Origin of the sequence: Bacillus sp. CHD6a (assembly GCF_001293645.1) — a bacterium.
Lineage (GTDB): Bacteria > Bacillota > Bacilli > Bacillales > Bacillaceae_I > Sutcliffiella_A.
Genome location: NZ_LBMD01000014.1, coordinates 14882 through 30649 on the forward strand (window position 1 = coordinate 14882; position 15768 = coordinate 30649).

A 15768-nucleotide genomic window follows, 5' to 3' on the forward strand; every position below is an offset into this window, starting at 1 on the left:
ATTGTGATTATTTATTTAACGAAAAAGCACCTGCAAAAGTAATACAGGTGCGCTTCTTTAGTTCCTCAACCCAATAATCATTTCCTCATCAGGTGTCACATAAATGGTTTGTTGTTGCTCATAAATGACAAATCCCGGTTTGGACCCAGACGGTTTTTTCACATGTCTCACTTTGGTGAAGTCAACCGGAACGGAACCGGAATGGCGTGCTTTACTGAAGTAGGCTGCAATGGTAGCTGCTTCTTTGATGGTATCGTCAGATGGTTCAGCACTTCTAATAACTACATGAGACCCAGGGATATCCTTTGTATGCAACCATATGTCATCGCGACGTGCAACACGGTTGGTTAGATGATCGTTTTGTTTGTTGTTCTTTCCTACAAGGATTTCTGTGCCGTCGGTAGCTAGATAGGTTTCTAAAACAGGCTTTTGAGGTTTAACTTTTTTGCGCTTTTGCTTCATGCGCATGTATCCTTCCTCCATCAGTTCCTCACGGATTTCTTGGATATCTTTTGGAGAGGCGGTTTCCACCTGTTGGTTCAACATGTCAAAATACTGAATTTCCGCTTTCGCCTTCTCAATTTGCTCCTGCACAATCGCTAAAGAGTTTTTGGCTTTTTGATATTTGTTAAAGTAACGTTGTGCATTGCTTGAAGGAGAACGCTGCGGATCAAGTGTAATGGTGATGGTTCCGGCGTTCTCATCATAATAATTCACTACAGATACTTCTGTATCTCCTCTTGAAATTTGATAGAGGTTGGCTGTCAACAGTTCGCCATACAATTGATATTTTTCCGCATCTCTTGCGTCATCTAGCGTTTTTTCTAGTTTCACAATTTTCTTTTCATTTTTTTGAATCTCATTGGATATAAATCGTTCCAGATCATTTGCTTGCTGTTTGACTCTATCTCTTGATGCTTTACCGAAGTAGAATCGATCAAGGGTTTCGCTAAGAGTCGAGAAATATTTGCTTTCTCCTTTAAGGTGTTCCAAATCAAGTAGGTAGAATACTTCTTTGTTACCATCTGTAATGATTTGAGGGGAGAGGTCTCCAGTTTTTATTTTTTCCACTAAGGCCATAAAGCTCTTCGGTAAAGTGTCCCTATTGGCGAGTCCGGCTCTGTGAACCGCTTCTTTAGCGAAAATAGGAGAAACCCCAGCGAATGTATTTACTAGCTGCTTATCAAGTCTTCCTCCGATAAAATCAATTTTTCTTTGAACCGTTTCTTCGTTAGCTTCCAGCGGATTAAGTTTGTCCTGTGATGGAGGGAGCACATAGGTCTGTCCCGGTGTCAGGCTGCGATGTCTGTTTTGAGCCATCGGAACATGTTTGATACTATCCAGAATCATCTGTTTTTCTTTATCCAAAAAGATAATATTAGAATGTCGTCCCATTATTTCCACAATTAGTTGCTTGTAAGAAACATCCCCGATTTCATTTCGCGCTTTTACATCAAAAACGATGATGCGATCCATATCAATTTGATGGATTTGTGTAATGATAGATCCCTCTAAATGCTTTCTTAGCAGCATGCAGAACATTGGCGGCTCAGAAGGATTTTCATAGGATTCTTCTGTCAGGTGCATTCTTGCATAGCTTGGGTGCGCACTGATCAGCAGCTTATAGTTAGTTCTGCCTGAGCGAATCGTTAAAATAAGCTCATTTTTATAGGGCTGATAAATCTTAGTAATTCTCCCGCTTTCTAGCTTATCCTTCAACTCTGCAGTCATGGCGTATGTAAAAATACCGTCGAAACTCATATATGTAAACTTCCCTTCTTGTTCTTAACATAAAAAATTTCTCTTTTATCATTATATCTTAACAATCTTGATAACACCCAAAAAGTATATCATTTTTTTGGACGAGTCCGAATAGACTTTGTTAGATAGATTTTGTGCAAAGGTTGTGAGGTGGAACAGATGAAATGGCATGAAATGAGAGCAGAACAAGTCGAAGAGCAGATCAATTCCGATTTAGAGGCGGGTTTAAGTGAATCAGAAGCAAAACATCGTCTGTTGCAGTATGGGACGAATGAACTTCAAGAGGCGGAGAGACCGAACGCCTTTTTAGTGTTTTTAGAGCAGTTCAAAGATTTCATGGTAGTGGTGTTGCTTGCAGCAACATTGATCTCAGGTTTGCTTGGGGAATATATCGATGCAATTGCCATCATTGCCATAGTGATCATCAATGCATTTTTAGGCTTTTTTCAGGAGAGAAAAGCAGAAAAATCCTTGCAGGCATTAAAAGAGCTTTCGGCACCACAAGTAACCGTTCTTAGAGAAAAAGAATGGCGGAAAGTGGCTTCAAGAGAAATAGTGGTAGGGGATATTATTAAGTTCGGAAGCGGAGACCGTATTGGGGCGGACCTTCGAATTGTACAGGCCAGTTCGTTAGAAATTGAGGAGTCTGCGCTGACGGGGGAATCAGTGCCTTCCGTCAAAAGTGATAAACCTGTGCAGGGCTCTGACATTTCCATAGGTGATCAGGAAAACATGGCTTTTATGGGAACACTTGTAACACGTGGAACGGGTGTTGGTGTCGTAGTTGCCACAGGTATGAATACTGCCATGGGACAAATTGCAGATTTACTACAGACTGCGGAGACAACCATTACACCACTTCAAAGGAAACTGGAGCAGCTTGGGAAGATATTAATTACGGTTGCTTTAATACTGACTATGCTTGTAGTCTTGGTGGGGGTTCTTCAAGGACATAGTTTGTATGAAATGTTCTTAGCTGGTGTGTCTTTAGCGGTTGCAGCTATTCCTGAAGGCTTGCCGGCAATTGTAACCGTAGCCCTATCACTTGGCGTTCAGCGTATGATCAAAAAGAAATCGATTGTCAGAAAGCTCCCTGCTGTTGAAACACTCGGTTGTGCTTCTGTCATTTGTTCGGACAAGACGGGGACACTGACGCAGAACAAAATGACCGTAACCCATGTTTGGTCTGGTGGTACCACTTGGCATGTATCAGGAAACGGCTATGAACCAAAAGGGGAATTCCTAACAGATGGGGCAGATAGTGCAAGTAAGAATAAATCACTGCATCAACTGTTGACATTCGGTCTGTTATGTAATCACGCTAATATAATTCAGAAAAAAAACCAATACATCCTTGATGGCGACCCCACAGAAGGCGCCCTTGCTGTTGCAGCCATGAAGGCAGGTTTTACTCGTGAAGGTTTACTAAATGAATTCCATATTGTAAAAGAATATCCGTTTGACTCGGAACGAAAGATGATGAGTGTCGTTGTAAAAGATAAGCAAGGAAAGCTGTTTGTCATTACAAAGGGTGCACCGGATGTGATAACGAATGTTAGTGATTCGTTATTATGGGAAGGAAAGCGGGAGCTGTTTTCAGCCAAATATGAAGAGAATGTAAAAAATATGGTTCATACATTGGCCTCACAAGCATTAAGAAATATTGCGGTGGCCTTCAAGCCGATTTCTAATTTTCATGAGGGCATGCACGAAAGAGAGATAGAAAAAGACCTTGTCTTTATCGGACTCCAAGGGATGATAGATCCTCCCCGTCCAGAAGTAAAACAGGCTGTTCGTGAATGTAAAGAAGCAGGTATCAGGACAGTGATGATCACAGGTGATCATATTGTCACAGCTAAAGCAATAGCAGCTGAAATTGGCATTCTTCCGATGGGAGGTAAAGTACTAGAAGGAAAAACTCTTCAGAAGATGAGCCAGGAAGAATTAGAAGACATGGTGGATGATGTGTATGTGTTTGCCAGGGTGTCCCCACAGCACAAACTATCCATCGTAAAAGCACTACAGAAAAAAGGACATATTGTCGCCATGACTGGAGATGGGGTAAATGATGCCCCGGCGATAAAAGCCTCTGACATTGGAATTGCGATGGGGATAACCGGTACAGATGTTGCGAAGGAAGCAAGTTCTCTGGTCCTATTGGATGACAATTTTGCCACGATAAAATCAGCTATAAAAGAAGGCCGTAACATTTATGAAAACATTAGGAAGTTCATCCGATATTTATTAGCTTCGAATGTAGGGGAAATACTTGTCATGCTGTTTGCGATGTTATTGGCATTGCCGCTTCCGCTTGTTCCCATCCAAATTTTGTGGGTGAACCTTGTAACAGATGGCTTGCCAGCAATGGCGCTTGGCCTTGATCAAGCAGAAGGGGACGTTATGAAGCGTAAACCAAGGCATCCAAGAGAAGGCGTTTTTGCCAGAGGTTTATGGTGGAAAATAGTATCCCGCGGTTTCCTAATAGGACTTGCCACCTTGCTTGCATTTATGATTGTATACAAACAACACCCGGATAATCTCATTTATGCTCAAACAGTCGCATTTGCAACGCTTGTAATGGCTCAGCTGATTCATGTATTTGATTGCCGAAGTGATAGATCCATTTTCCATCGAAACCCGTTTCAAAACATGTACCTTGTTGGAGCAGTCATTTCCAGTATTATTTTAATGTTAATCGTTATCTATTATCCACCTTTACAAGGTATTTTCCATACAGTGGCACTGGCTCCCAAAGAGTGGTTATTGATAATGGGGATGGCATCGTTACCTACTTTCTTGCTAGTAGGTACTCTTTTCACAGGAAAAGCAAAAAAGAATATGGTATAATAAATTTAAGGTAGTAGAGGGGAACTCTATTGCCTTTTCTTCTTTTTTCGCCATCAATCAGTTACCCACTTAAATTTCTATAAAAATAGCTTTCAAATTAGGGGAAACAATGCTAATATAGTGGTTGCTTAGCATCAACAATAGCCAGTTTTCCGGCTCTTTTTCTATACTTAAGAAACGGACGTGAGTATACTATGGTGAAAAGTATGACAGGCTTTGGGCGGGCAGAAGTAACTCAAGGATCTTATCAGATTCTTGTCGAGATGAAATCTGTCAACCATCGCTTTTGTGAGATTAATATCCGGATGCCTAAGCAGTTCCTAGCAATGGAAGAGACGATGAAAAAAGTCGTCAGCTCTTATTTGCAAAGAGGAAGAATAGAAATGTTCATAACGATTGAAGGCCAAGACATACAAGATAAACACATGAATGTGGATTGGGAACTTCTTTCGGCATACATAGATTCTATACATAAGGTAAAAGATAGATACCAAATTTCCGGTTCCATTCAGATTAATGATATACTGAAATTAGAAAATGTGTTTACGATTATGGAAACACAGACAGGAATGGAAGCAATAGAAGAATTGTTGCTGCAACAAATCCATTCAGCGTCCAAGCAATTGGTTGCCATGCGTACTGCTGAGGGCGATCAGTTGAAAAAGGATATTATCACTCATTTAAACTTTATCGGAACTATGTCGGAGCAGCTCGCAGAATTAGGACCGACAGTTGTGGAAGCGTATCGGTTGCGGTTGGAAAAAAAGCTGAAGGAATATTTAGGTTCCCAGATTGATGAACAACGTATACTGGCAGAAGCCGCAATTTTTGCTGATAAGGCTGACATTAATGAAGAATTGAAAAGAATTAACAGCCACCTTGGTCAATTTACCCAATCCCTCCATTCTACAGGGCCTGTTGGCAGGAAACTGGATTTCCTTGTCCAGGAATTGAACAGGGAAGTAAATACCATCGGTTCCAAGGCAAACAACGCAAATATTGCGAATCTGGTCGTCGAGATGAAAGCTTGCCTGGAAAAAATTAAAGAACAGGTGCAAAACATTGAATAATCGTTGATTACTAACCATGGAACACGGTTAGAATAGAGTTTGTAACAAGAGGTGGGAACCATGAGCATAAAGTTGATTAATATTGGCTTTGGTAATATCGTATCAGCAAATCGTATCATATCTATTGTTAGTCCTGAATCTGCTCCGATCAAACGAATTATCCAAGATGCAAGAGATCAGGGTATGTTAATAGATGCAACTTATGGAAGACGCACAAGAGCAGTACTAATAATGGATAGCGATCATGTTATCTTATCGGCCGTGCAACCGGAAACCGTGGCACAACGCCTGGTAAATAAAGATGATATGTCTGATGAAGGGTAGGTATTTGTAAATATAATGAGAGATAGAGGATTATTGATTGTTCTTTCCGGACCTTCCGGTGTTGGAAAAGGGACAGTAAGAAAAGCGTTATTTTCAAAAGAAGATGTTAGTTTACATTATTCCATTTCTATGACGACACGTAACCCGCGTGAAGGGGAAGTGGACGGAACGGATTACTTCTTTAAGTCTAGAGAAGTATTTGAACAGTTAATAGAAGAAGATAAATTTATCGAGTGGGCAGAGTATGTTGGAAACTACTACGGTACTCCTGTTGATTATGTAGAACAATGTTTAGCTGAAGGCAAGGATGTCTTCCTTGAAATTGAAGTTCAGGGTGCTATTCAAGTTAAGAGCAAATTCCCTGAAGGTGTGTTCATCTTCCTGATGCCGCCAAGCCTATCTGAACTAAAGAACCGAATCACGACAAGAGGTACTGAAACAGAAGACTTAATCAATAACCGCATGACAGTTGCCAAAGAAGAAATTGAAATGATGGACGCTTATGACTATGTGGTGGAAAATGATCAAGTGGACCTTGCTTGTGACAGAATACAAGCAATTGTACAGGCAGAACATTGTAAACGTACAAGATTGCGTGAAAAATATAAGCAAATGCTGGAGGCTGAATAATATGCTATACCCATCTATTGATTCACTAATGCAAAAATTAGATTCAAAATATACGCTTGTCACCGTTTCTGCACGCCGTGCTCGTGAATTGCAACAAGTAAACGATCAAATGATCGAAAAAACGGTTTCTCACAAATTTGTTGGGAAAGCCCTTGAAGAGATTGACGCAGGCTTATTATCTGCCAAGACAATTAAAACTGCTGAAAGAAGCGAAGGCATCCTAAATCACAAGTAAAGATAACAACCTAGAAATAGGTTGTTATTTTTTTAAAAAGAAAGAAAGTGTACAGTTCGGTTGATTTCGCTTACCTAAGGTTTTGTGAAAAGGCATCTAAATGAGTTAACTGAAAATGAAATAAACTTTCGCTCAAGTAACTTCTAGCTGTGTATTGGAGCAAATGGCAAAGACTCCTGAGTGAGATAGCCCTAGGGGGAGACCCCGCAGGCGTAGCGAAGCCACTGAAAAACTGAAAAAATAAATTTTTTTGATTCCTAGCTGGTGATTGGAGCAAAAGGCGAAGACTCCTGAGGGAGATAGCGTTAGCTGGAGACCCCGCAGGCGTAGCCGAGGAGGCTCCAGCAACGCCCCTAGGAAAGCGAAGCCATTTGCGGAAATCAACAGCGGTGTTTAATAAAATTTCAAAATCAAGGCCTTTTTCAGTGGCTTCAGCGTAGCCGAGGGGGCTCCAGCAGCGCCCCTGGGAAAGCGAAGCCATTTGCGGAAAGGAATAGCGGCGATTAACCAAACCGCAAAAATTTTCACAATAAAAAGGACCGGGCGGATATTGCACGGTTTTTCTTCATGAGGCAAGTGACTTAAGGGAAAGAGGATTAATGGGGTAAAGTAGAATTTCTAGTACATGACGGGGGTTGTGAAATGAAAAATAAAAAAATCCTATTGTGTGTAACAGGTGGTATAGCTGTCTATAAAGCAGTCGCTTTAACAAGTAAATTAGTTCAGCAAGGTGCGGAAGTAAAGGTAATTATGAGCCAGTCTGCCTGCAAATTTGTTACACCGTTGTCTTTTCAAGCCTTATCAAGAAACGAAGTATTCACAGATACATTCGAAGAAAAGAATCCTTCCGTTATTTCACATATTGACCTTGCAGACTGGGCAGATGTGGTGCTAGTGGCACCAGCGACTGCTAATGTAATTGGAAAGCTTGCCAACGGTTTAGCGGATGACATGATTACGACAACTTTATTGGCAAGTACGGCCCCTGTATGGATTGCACCAGCTATGAATGTACATATGTATGATCATCCTGCAGTTAAGCAAAACATGGAGCGGCTTTTGTCTTTCGGGTATCGATTCATGGAACCGGGAGAAGGTTTTTTGGCGTGTGGTTATGTAGGAAAGGGTAGATTGGAAGAACCTGAAACCATTGTCGAAGGACTGAAGCGTTTTTTTCAAAAACATGACAACTTGACGCTAGCAGGGAAAAGGATTCTAGTCACAGCAGGCCCTACTATTGAAAAAGTGGATCCTGTACGCTTTTTCACTAACCGTTCAACAGGCAAGATGGGGTATGCCATTGCAGAAGCTGCTGCTAATTTAGGTGCAGAAGTTATCCTGGTATCAGGGCCGACAAACCTTCCTGATCCTCCGAATGTAAAAACAATTCGAGTGGAATCTGCAGAAGAAATGTTTAACACTGTGATCGCTCATTATGAACAAACCGATGTTGTCGTAAAATCTGCTGCCGTTGCCGACTACCGTCCTAAGTTTGTTTCCGACATTAAAATGAAAAAACAGGACGGGGATAGCGTACTAGAGTTAGAACGGACGAAAGACATCCTCAAAACATTAGGCGAAAGAAAAGAACATCAGGTGCTAGTAGGATTTGCAGCTGAAACGAATAATGTAGAGGAATATGCCAAAGGTAAGCTTGCTAAGAAAAACTTGGATTATGTCGTAGCAAACAATGTAACAGTTGCAGGTGCTGGATTTGGAACAGATACAAACTTAGTAACCATCTATAAAAAAGATGGCACAAGCATTTCTCTGCCGATGATGACCAAACAGGATGTGGCTTATGCACTGCTTGAGGAAGTCGCAGCGACACTTGAGGAAAAACGATGACCTATTATGCTAGTGTGATTGTTGATGTTCCTGCCAAACAAACGGATAGAGCCTTTGATTATGAGATTCCTGCGAAATGGAATGGGTTCATACAACCTGGAATGAGGGTGAATGTACCTTTTGGCCCAAGGCAGATTCAAGGTTTTGTCGTGGATGTGAAAGAAAGTACCACCGTCCCTAAAACACGTCCGATCACATCTTTGATAGATATACAGCCTATTCTGACATCAGAACTTATGCAACTGGCAGACTGGCTTCGAGACCATACTCTGTGTTTTACTATTTCAGCTTACCAAGCAATGTTACCAGCTGCATTAAAGGCAAAATATGAAAAATGGCTAATTGCCAGAAACATAGAAGGAGTCCCTTCCGAGCTTCAACCATTCTTTCACACATCCAATCGCGTGAAATTTGAAGAGGTGGCAGGAACCAGTCACTTTAAAACAATCAAACAGCTGATGGAACAGGATGTTCTAGAAGTATATTACGAAGTAAAAGATAAACTTTCTAAGAAAACGAGAAAAGTAGTAATGGTACAGGTGCCGAATGAGGCCCTTTCACAAGCAAAAAAGAAAATCTCTGCTCGTGCTGCCGCCCAACATAAGCTGTTGGACTTTTTCTTGGAAACAAATATTGAAAAAATGGACAAAAAAACTCTGTTAGAAGAGTTGCAGATTGGGACAAGTGCGATTCACGCATTAGTAAAACTCGGTATCCTCTCAGAAAATGATGAAGAAATATACAGAGATCCTTATGAAAACAGGGAATTTGAAAAGTCTCAAGCGCTTCCCTTGACCCAACAACAACAAGAAGCTATCATTCCCATTCTCCATTCCATTGAACAACATACGCATGAAGCGTTTGTTATGTTCGGTGTCACGGGGAGTGGTAAAACAGAAGTCTATATGCAGGCAGTGGATGCTGTACTTAAGCAAGGAAAAGAAGCAATTGTTCTTGTTCCCGAGATTGCTCTGACGCCGCAAATGGTCAACCGTTTCAAATCAAGATTCGGTTCTGACGTGGCTGTTATGCACAGCGGTCTTGGAATGGGAGAGAAATACGATGAATGGAGAAAGATACACCGAAAGGAAGTAAAGGTTGTAGTAGGCGCCAGGTCCGCTATTTTTGCTCCTTTTGAAAATGTAGGCATTATCATCATAGATGAGGAACATGAAACAAGCTATAAACAAGAGGACACCCCGCGTTATCATGCCCGCGATATTGCTTTAGAAAGGGGCAGATATCACCAATGCCCTGTTGTTCTTGGCAGTGCCACCCCCACACTTGAAACCTTCGCCCGTGCATCCAAAGGGGTGTATAAACTTCTGACGATGGACAAGAGAATGAGTGAACAAGGAATGCCGGCAGTGGAGATTGTCGACATGAGAGAAGAATTGAGAGACGGGAACAGGTCAATGTTTTCGAGAAGCCTTCTTGAAAAGCTCCAGTCTAGACTGGAAAGAGGCGAACAATCCGTTTTATTTTTAAATAAAAGGGGTTATTCTTCTTTTGTAATGTGTCGAGACTGTGGATATGTGGTGGAATGTCCTCATTGTGACATCTCGTTGACCTATCATCGAAGCAGCAATCAAATGAAATGTCATTATTGTGGCTACGAAGAACCTGTCCGTTCAACGTGTCCATCTTGCGACAGTGAACATTTTCGTTTCTTTGGGACAGGTACCCAAAAAGTCGAGGAAGAACTTACAAAACTCCTTCCACAAGCGAGGGTTATAAGGATGGATGTTGATACGACGAGCAGGAAGGGCTCCCATGAAAAGCTTTTGCAGCAATTTGGTGACCAAAAGGCAGATATTCTGCTTGGTACGCAAATGATTGCCAAAGGGCTTGATTTTCCGCTTGTAACCCTTGTCGGAGTATTGACGGCAGATACGATGCTTAACGTTCCTGATTTTCGTTCTTCCGAAAAAACATTCCAGCTCCTCACACAGGTAAGTGGAAGAGCTGGGAGACACGAATTGGCCGGCGAAGTGGTGGTTCAAACGTATAGCCCGGAACATTACAGTGTGGAGCTTGCCGGCACACACAACTACCTGGAATTTTACCAAAAAGAAATGCAAATTAGAAAACTGCATCAATATCCGCCATTTTACTTTTTGGCGCTAGTTACTGTGACACATCAGGAATTAACTAAAGTGGTCACGGTGACAGAAAAAATTACCCATTTTTTAAACATGCAATTATCAGATGAGGCTGTTATACTTGGTCCGGTTGCTTCTCCTATAGCGAGGATAAAAGACCGCTACAGGTATCAATGTATCATTAAGTATAAGCGAGAACCAAATCTGCACGCAGCATTAAAAACAGTAATAGAAAAATATCAAACACAAATGGATCAAGATAAACTAGCAGTTCATATTGACCTAAATCCATATATGCTTATGTAACAGTTGGAGGAATTAAGATTGACTATACTAGATATTGTGAAGTACCCAGCGCAAGTTTTGGAACAAAACTGTGAGGCGGTTACTCTTTTTGATAAAAGGTTGATTCGACTCCTGAACAATATGTATGATACGATGCTTGAGGCAGACGGGGTCGGCCTTGCAGCACCGCAGATAGGTATCGCAAAAAGAATCGCGATTGTAGATATTGATGATAAACACGGGAAGCTAGAATTAATTAACCCTGAAATCATTAAAGAAGAAGGAGAACAGGTAGGACCTGAAGGCTGTTTAAGCTTTCCTGACTTGTATGGAGATGTGAAACGCGCCGATTATGTGAAGATACGCGCACAGAACCGTAAAGGCAAATGGTACGAGCTGGAGGCAAGAGGATTCCTTGCCCGTGCTATACAACATGAGATAGACCATTTAAACGGTGTATTGTTCACATCTAAAGTCTTAAGATATTTTGAACCAGATGAGTTGGAAGTAGAAGGGTGATAGAAAATGAAGAAGAAAATTGTGTTTATGGGGACGCCGGATTTTGCAGTACCAGTCTTGCAGCAAATTATCCATGACGGATATGAAGTAATTGCAGTAGTAACTCAGCCTGACCGCCCGAAAGGCAGAAAAAAGGTGTTAACACCACCCCCGGTAAAAGTAGAGGCAGAGAGACATAACATCCCTGTTTATCAACCGGAAAAAATTAAAGAAGCTGTGGAGTATGAAAAAATCACTTCCTTAGAGCCGGATTTGATTGTAACGGCAGCATTCGGGCAGATTTTACCTAAGCCCCTGCTTGATGCCCCGAAATATGGCTGTATTAATGTCCATGCTTCCTTGCTTCCAAAATTGCGAGGCGGAGCACCAATTCATTACTCGATCATTCAGGGTCATGAAAAAACAGGTGTTACAATTATGTATATGGTAGAAAAATTGGATGCTGGTGATATGCTGACACAGGTGGAAGTGAACATTGAAGAGCGTGACCATGTCGGTACGTTGCATGATAAATTAAGTGTAGCCGGATCTAAGCTGCTATCAGAAACCCTTCCTCAACTTTTTAATGAAAAGCTAAAAGCGGAAGTCCAAAACCATGAAGAAGCAACGTTTGCATCCAACATCAAGCGTGAACAGGAAAAGATTGATTGGACAATGGATGGCGAGCGAATTTATAACCATATACGCGGTTTGCATCCATGGCCTGTTGCATATACAACCATGGAAGGACAAGTCATGAAAGTTTGGTGGGGTGAGAAAATAGAAACGGCGAAAGACGCTGAACCTGGGACCATCATCGGAATTGAGGAGGACGGTTTCATCGTCAAAACAGGCAATACTACAGGGATAAAAATAACAGATTTGCAGCTGGCTGGTAAGAAGAGAATGACTGGTACACAATATTTGAACGGTGCAGGAGCTTCTTTATCAGAAGGCACAAAGCTAGGAGACTAAAATGAAAAATGTAAGAGAACTTGCTTTAGAGGCATTATTAAATGTCGAAAAAAAGCAAGCCTACAGTAATTTATTGTTAAACAACTATTTAGATTCAGGTAAGTTATCTAAAAAAGATGCCGGGCTTTTTACAGAAATAGTTTACGGTACCATTCAACGAACCATCACCTTGGACTTTTATTTGACTTCCTATATTGAAAAACAAAAAAAGTTGCAGGATTGGGTAAAAGTCCTCTTAAAGATGACTTTGTATCAAATGTTGTATCTTGACAAAGTTCCTGCACGTGCAGCTATTTATGAAGCGGTAGAAATTGCCAAAAAAAGAGGTCACAAAGGTGTTGCGTCTGTTGTCAATGGCGTGTTAAGGTCCTTACAGCGTGACGGTGTACCTGATCTGGAGGAAATGGAAAATGATGTAGAACGCATAACCGTTTCAACAAGCCATCCTAAGTGGTTAGTGGAGAAATGGATAGAACAATACGGCGTTCATGACACAGAAAGAATGTGTGAAATGAACCTTGTTCCTCCACACCAATCGGCAAGGGCAAATACGGCGAAAGCAGAAGTGGATGAAGTATTAAACATGCTTACCGCACAAGGATTTAATGTAGAAAAAGGGGAGGTTGCAGACGAAAGCATTGTCTCTTTAAAAGGAAATATGGCTTATTCCAATGCTTATAAAAACGGCTATATGACGATACAAGACGAGAGTTCCATGCTAGTAGCCAGGGCTCTAGGTGTTGAAAAGGGAGACTATGTTTACGATTGCTGTGCTGCACCTGGAGGGAAAACAACGCATATTGCCGAATTGTTAAAGGATAGTGGGAAAGTAATATCAACTGACCTCCATGATCACAAGGTAAAGCTGATAAAAGATCAAGCAGAGCGACTTAATCTATCCAACATTGAAGCACAGGCGCTCGACAGCAGAAAGGCCCAAGAAATTTTCGAACCGGAACAGTTTGATAAAATCCTAGTGGATGCACCATGCTCAGGTTTTGGAGTGATCCGCAGAAAGCCCGACTTGAAATATACAAAGTCCATGCAGGACATCAAGCAATTAGCTTCCATTCAATTGGCTATACTAAAGGAAGTGGCACCTCTTGTAAAAAAAGGTGGAACTTTGGTATATAGTACATGTACAATTGATAAAGAAGAAAATGCTGATGTTGTTCATGCATTTCTAGAAGAAAACAAAGAGTTTGAAATAGATTTCAACATTAAAGAATTACTGCCAGAAAAGGTAAACAGCTATGTTAAAGAAGGTATGCTCCAACTATTGCCTCACTATTTTGGTACAGATGGATTTTTTATTGTTAGACTAAAAAGGCAGGTGTAAAAGATGGAACATAAAACAAAAGAACAACTCAAACAAGAAGAAGCAACGCGTAAACCGTCCATCTATTCTTTACAATTGCACGAATTGGAAGAATGGTTACTAAGTATCGGAGAGAAAAAATTCAGAACAACTCAGATTTTTGAATGGCTTTATCAAAAGCGTGTGACATCCTTTGAAGAGATGTCCAATCTCTCCAAAAGCTTAAGAGAAAAGCTGGAAGAGACATATGCACTAACGACATTAAAGACAATTGTGCAACAAACATCTTCTGATGGAACGATGAAATTCCTATTTGAACTGCATGATGGTTATTCCATTGAGACAGTTCTGATGAAGCATGAATACGGAAATTCTGTTTGTGTCACCACTCAGGTAGGTTGCCGAATCGGGTGTACATTCTGTGCGTCTACTCTTGGAGGGTTAAAACGTAACCTGGAAGCAGGAGAAATTGTTGCCCAGGTTGTGAAGGTGCAACAAGCTCTTGATGAAATGGATGAACGTGTCAGTCATGTAGTAATCATGGGGATTGGGGAACCTTTTGATAACTTCGATGAAATGCTTGACTTCTTAAAAATAATTAACCATGACAAAGCGCTTAATATCGGCGCACGTCATATTACCGTTTCTACAAGTGGAATTATCCCTAAGATTTATAAGTTTGCCGATGAAAACATGCAAATCAACTTTGCTGTTTCCCTGCATGCACCAAACACAGAGATACGTTCAAGACTGATGCCTATTAATAGAGCATATAAACTACCTGAACTAATGGAATCTATCCGTTATTACATCAAAAAAACAGGTCGTCGTGTTAGTTTTGAGTATGGCTTGTTCGGTGGAGTAAATGATCAGGTAGAACACGCCGAAGAATTGGCACAACTTTTAAAAGGCATGAAATGTCATGTCAATTTGATTCCAGTGAATTACGTACCAGAACGTGATTATGTGAGAACACCAAAAGAACAAATTAATTTATTTGAAAAAACGTTGAAAAACCTTGGGGTCAACGTTACAGTTCGTCGTGAGCAAGGTCACGACATTGATGCTGCATGCGGACAATTGCGTGCGAAGGAGCGGAAAGAAGAGACGAGGTGACAATGGTTAATGGTCTTTTTAACAGATAGAGGGAGAGTTCGTTCACATAATGAAGACAATGGGGGAATTTTTGTTAATAAAGACGGCACAAAGCTTGCAGTGGTTTGTGACGGCATGGGGGGCCATCAAGCAGGTGAAGTGGCTAGCGAAAGAGCAGTAAGTCACATCAAGGAAGTGTGGGAAGAGACAACCAACATCTCTTCCCCTGAACCTGCTGAAATTTGGCTGAAGACGTTCATTCTTCAAGCCAACCAAACACTGTTTGACCATGCAAATACCCATGAGGAATGCAATGGGATGGGGACTACAATTGTTGCTGCTATCATTGGCGATACTTTTGTAACCCTGGCACATGTTGGTGACAGCAGAATTTATCTTATTTCAGAGGAAAATGCCAAGCAACTAACAGAAGATCATACATTTGTAAATGAACTCGTTAAAACTGGGCAAATATCAAAGGAAGATGCAGAACATCATCCTAGAAAAAATGTTATACTACAGGCTTTAGGGACAGAAAAAACAGTGAAAATAGATATAAAAACCATTACATATGATGACCCAGGATATATTCTCCTTTGTTCAGACGGTTTGAGTGACAAAGTGAAAGACCGGGAGCTAGTTGAGGTTTTAAACAACGGGAACCATGCATTGTCTGAAAAGGCAGAGGAATTAATAAGACGCGCCAACCATTACGGTGGGGAAGATAATATCACGGTTGCCATCTTGAAATTATCTGTCTCCGAAGCTGGGAGTGGGTGA

At 41.1% G+C, this 15768-nt stretch carries 13 protein-coding genes; 12 read left to right on the top strand and 1 reads right to left on the bottom strand.

All coding sequences use genetic code 11. The annotated features are described in order from the left end of the window. Positions 1-57: 57 nt before the first annotated feature. Complete coding sequence (locus AAV98_RS12140) at positions 58-1761, bottom strand: Rqc2 family fibronectin-binding protein (RefSeq protein ID WP_060665840.1); 1704 nt, start codon at positions 1759-1761, stop codon at positions 58-60. 159 nt (positions 1762-1920) lie between these two features. Between AAV98_RS12140 and AAV98_RS12145 the strand changes: the two genes are divergently transcribed. From AAV98_RS12145 to AAV98_RS12200, 12 genes are all read left to right on the top strand, one after another. Next, positions 1921-4608 (top strand): calcium-translocating P-type ATPase, SERCA-type, encoded by a 2688-nt coding sequence (locus AAV98_RS12145; RefSeq protein ID WP_060665841.1) that lies wholly within the window; start codon positions 1921-1923, stop codon positions 4606-4608. Between the two features lie 194 nt (positions 4609-4802). Continuing rightward, the gene (locus tag AAV98_RS12150) at positions 4803-5678 is read left to right on the top strand and encodes a YicC/YloC family endoribonuclease (RefSeq protein ID WP_060665842.1); all 876 of its coding nucleotides are present in this window, start codon (positions 4803-4805) and stop codon (positions 5676-5678) included. A gap of 60 nt (positions 5679-5738) precedes the next feature. Then, on the top strand, positions 5739-6002 hold the full coding sequence (gene remA, locus AAV98_RS12155; RefSeq protein WP_010193107.1) for an extracellular matrix/biofilm regulator RemA: 264 nt from the start codon (positions 5739-5741) through the stop codon (positions 6000-6002). Between the two features lie 15 nt (positions 6003-6017). Then, positions 6018-6632, top strand: a complete 615-nt coding sequence (gene gmk, locus AAV98_RS12160) for a guanylate kinase (protein WP_060665843.1) — start codon at positions 6018-6020, stop codon at positions 6630-6632. A gap of 1 nt (position 6633) precedes the next feature. Continuing rightward, the gene (rpoZ, locus tag AAV98_RS12165; protein WP_060665844.1) at positions 6634-6867 is read left to right on the top strand and encodes a DNA-directed RNA polymerase subunit omega; all 234 of its coding nucleotides are present in this window, start codon (positions 6634-6636) and stop codon (positions 6865-6867) included. 642 nt (positions 6868-7509) lie between these two features. Next, a complete protein-coding gene (coaBC, locus tag AAV98_RS12170) occupies positions 7510-8715 on the top strand; it encodes a bifunctional phosphopantothenoylcysteine decarboxylase/phosphopantothenate--cysteine ligase CoaBC (protein WP_060665845.1) in 1206 nt (401 codons plus the stop codon). Next, the gene (priA, locus tag AAV98_RS12175; protein WP_060665846.1) at positions 8712-11123 is read left to right on the top strand and encodes a primosomal protein N'; all 2412 of its coding nucleotides are present in this window, start codon (positions 8712-8714) and stop codon (positions 11121-11123) included. Before coaBC ends, priA begins: the two co-directional genes overlap by 4 nt. Before the next feature lie 18 nt (positions 11124-11141). Beyond that, positions 11142-11621, top strand: a complete 480-nt coding sequence (gene def, locus AAV98_RS12180) for a peptide deformylase (RefSeq protein ID WP_060665847.1) — start codon at positions 11142-11144, stop codon at positions 11619-11621. A 6-nt stretch (positions 11622-11627) separates the two neighbouring features. Further along, entirely contained in the window at positions 11628-12575 is a 948-nt protein-coding gene (gene fmt, locus AAV98_RS12185) for a methionyl-tRNA formyltransferase (RefSeq protein ID WP_060665848.1), read from the top strand. Between the two features lies 1 nt (position 12576). Next, positions 12577-13914 (top strand): 16S rRNA (cytosine(967)-C(5))-methyltransferase RsmB, encoded by a 1338-nt coding sequence (gene rsmB, locus AAV98_RS12190; protein ID WP_060665849.1) that lies wholly within the window; start codon positions 12577-12579, stop codon positions 13912-13914. 3 nt (positions 13915-13917) lie between these two features. Continuing rightward, positions 13918-15009, top strand: a complete 1092-nt coding sequence (gene rlmN, locus AAV98_RS12195; RefSeq protein ID WP_060665850.1) for a 23S rRNA (adenine(2503)-C(2))-methyltransferase RlmN — start codon at positions 13918-13920, stop codon at positions 15007-15009. A 9-nt stretch (positions 15010-15018) separates the two neighbouring features. Beyond that, positions 15019-15768, top strand: coding sequence for a Stp1/IreP family PP2C-type Ser/Thr phosphatase (locus AAV98_RS12200; RefSeq protein WP_060665851.1), 750 nt, complete (start codon positions 15019-15021; stop codon positions 15766-15768).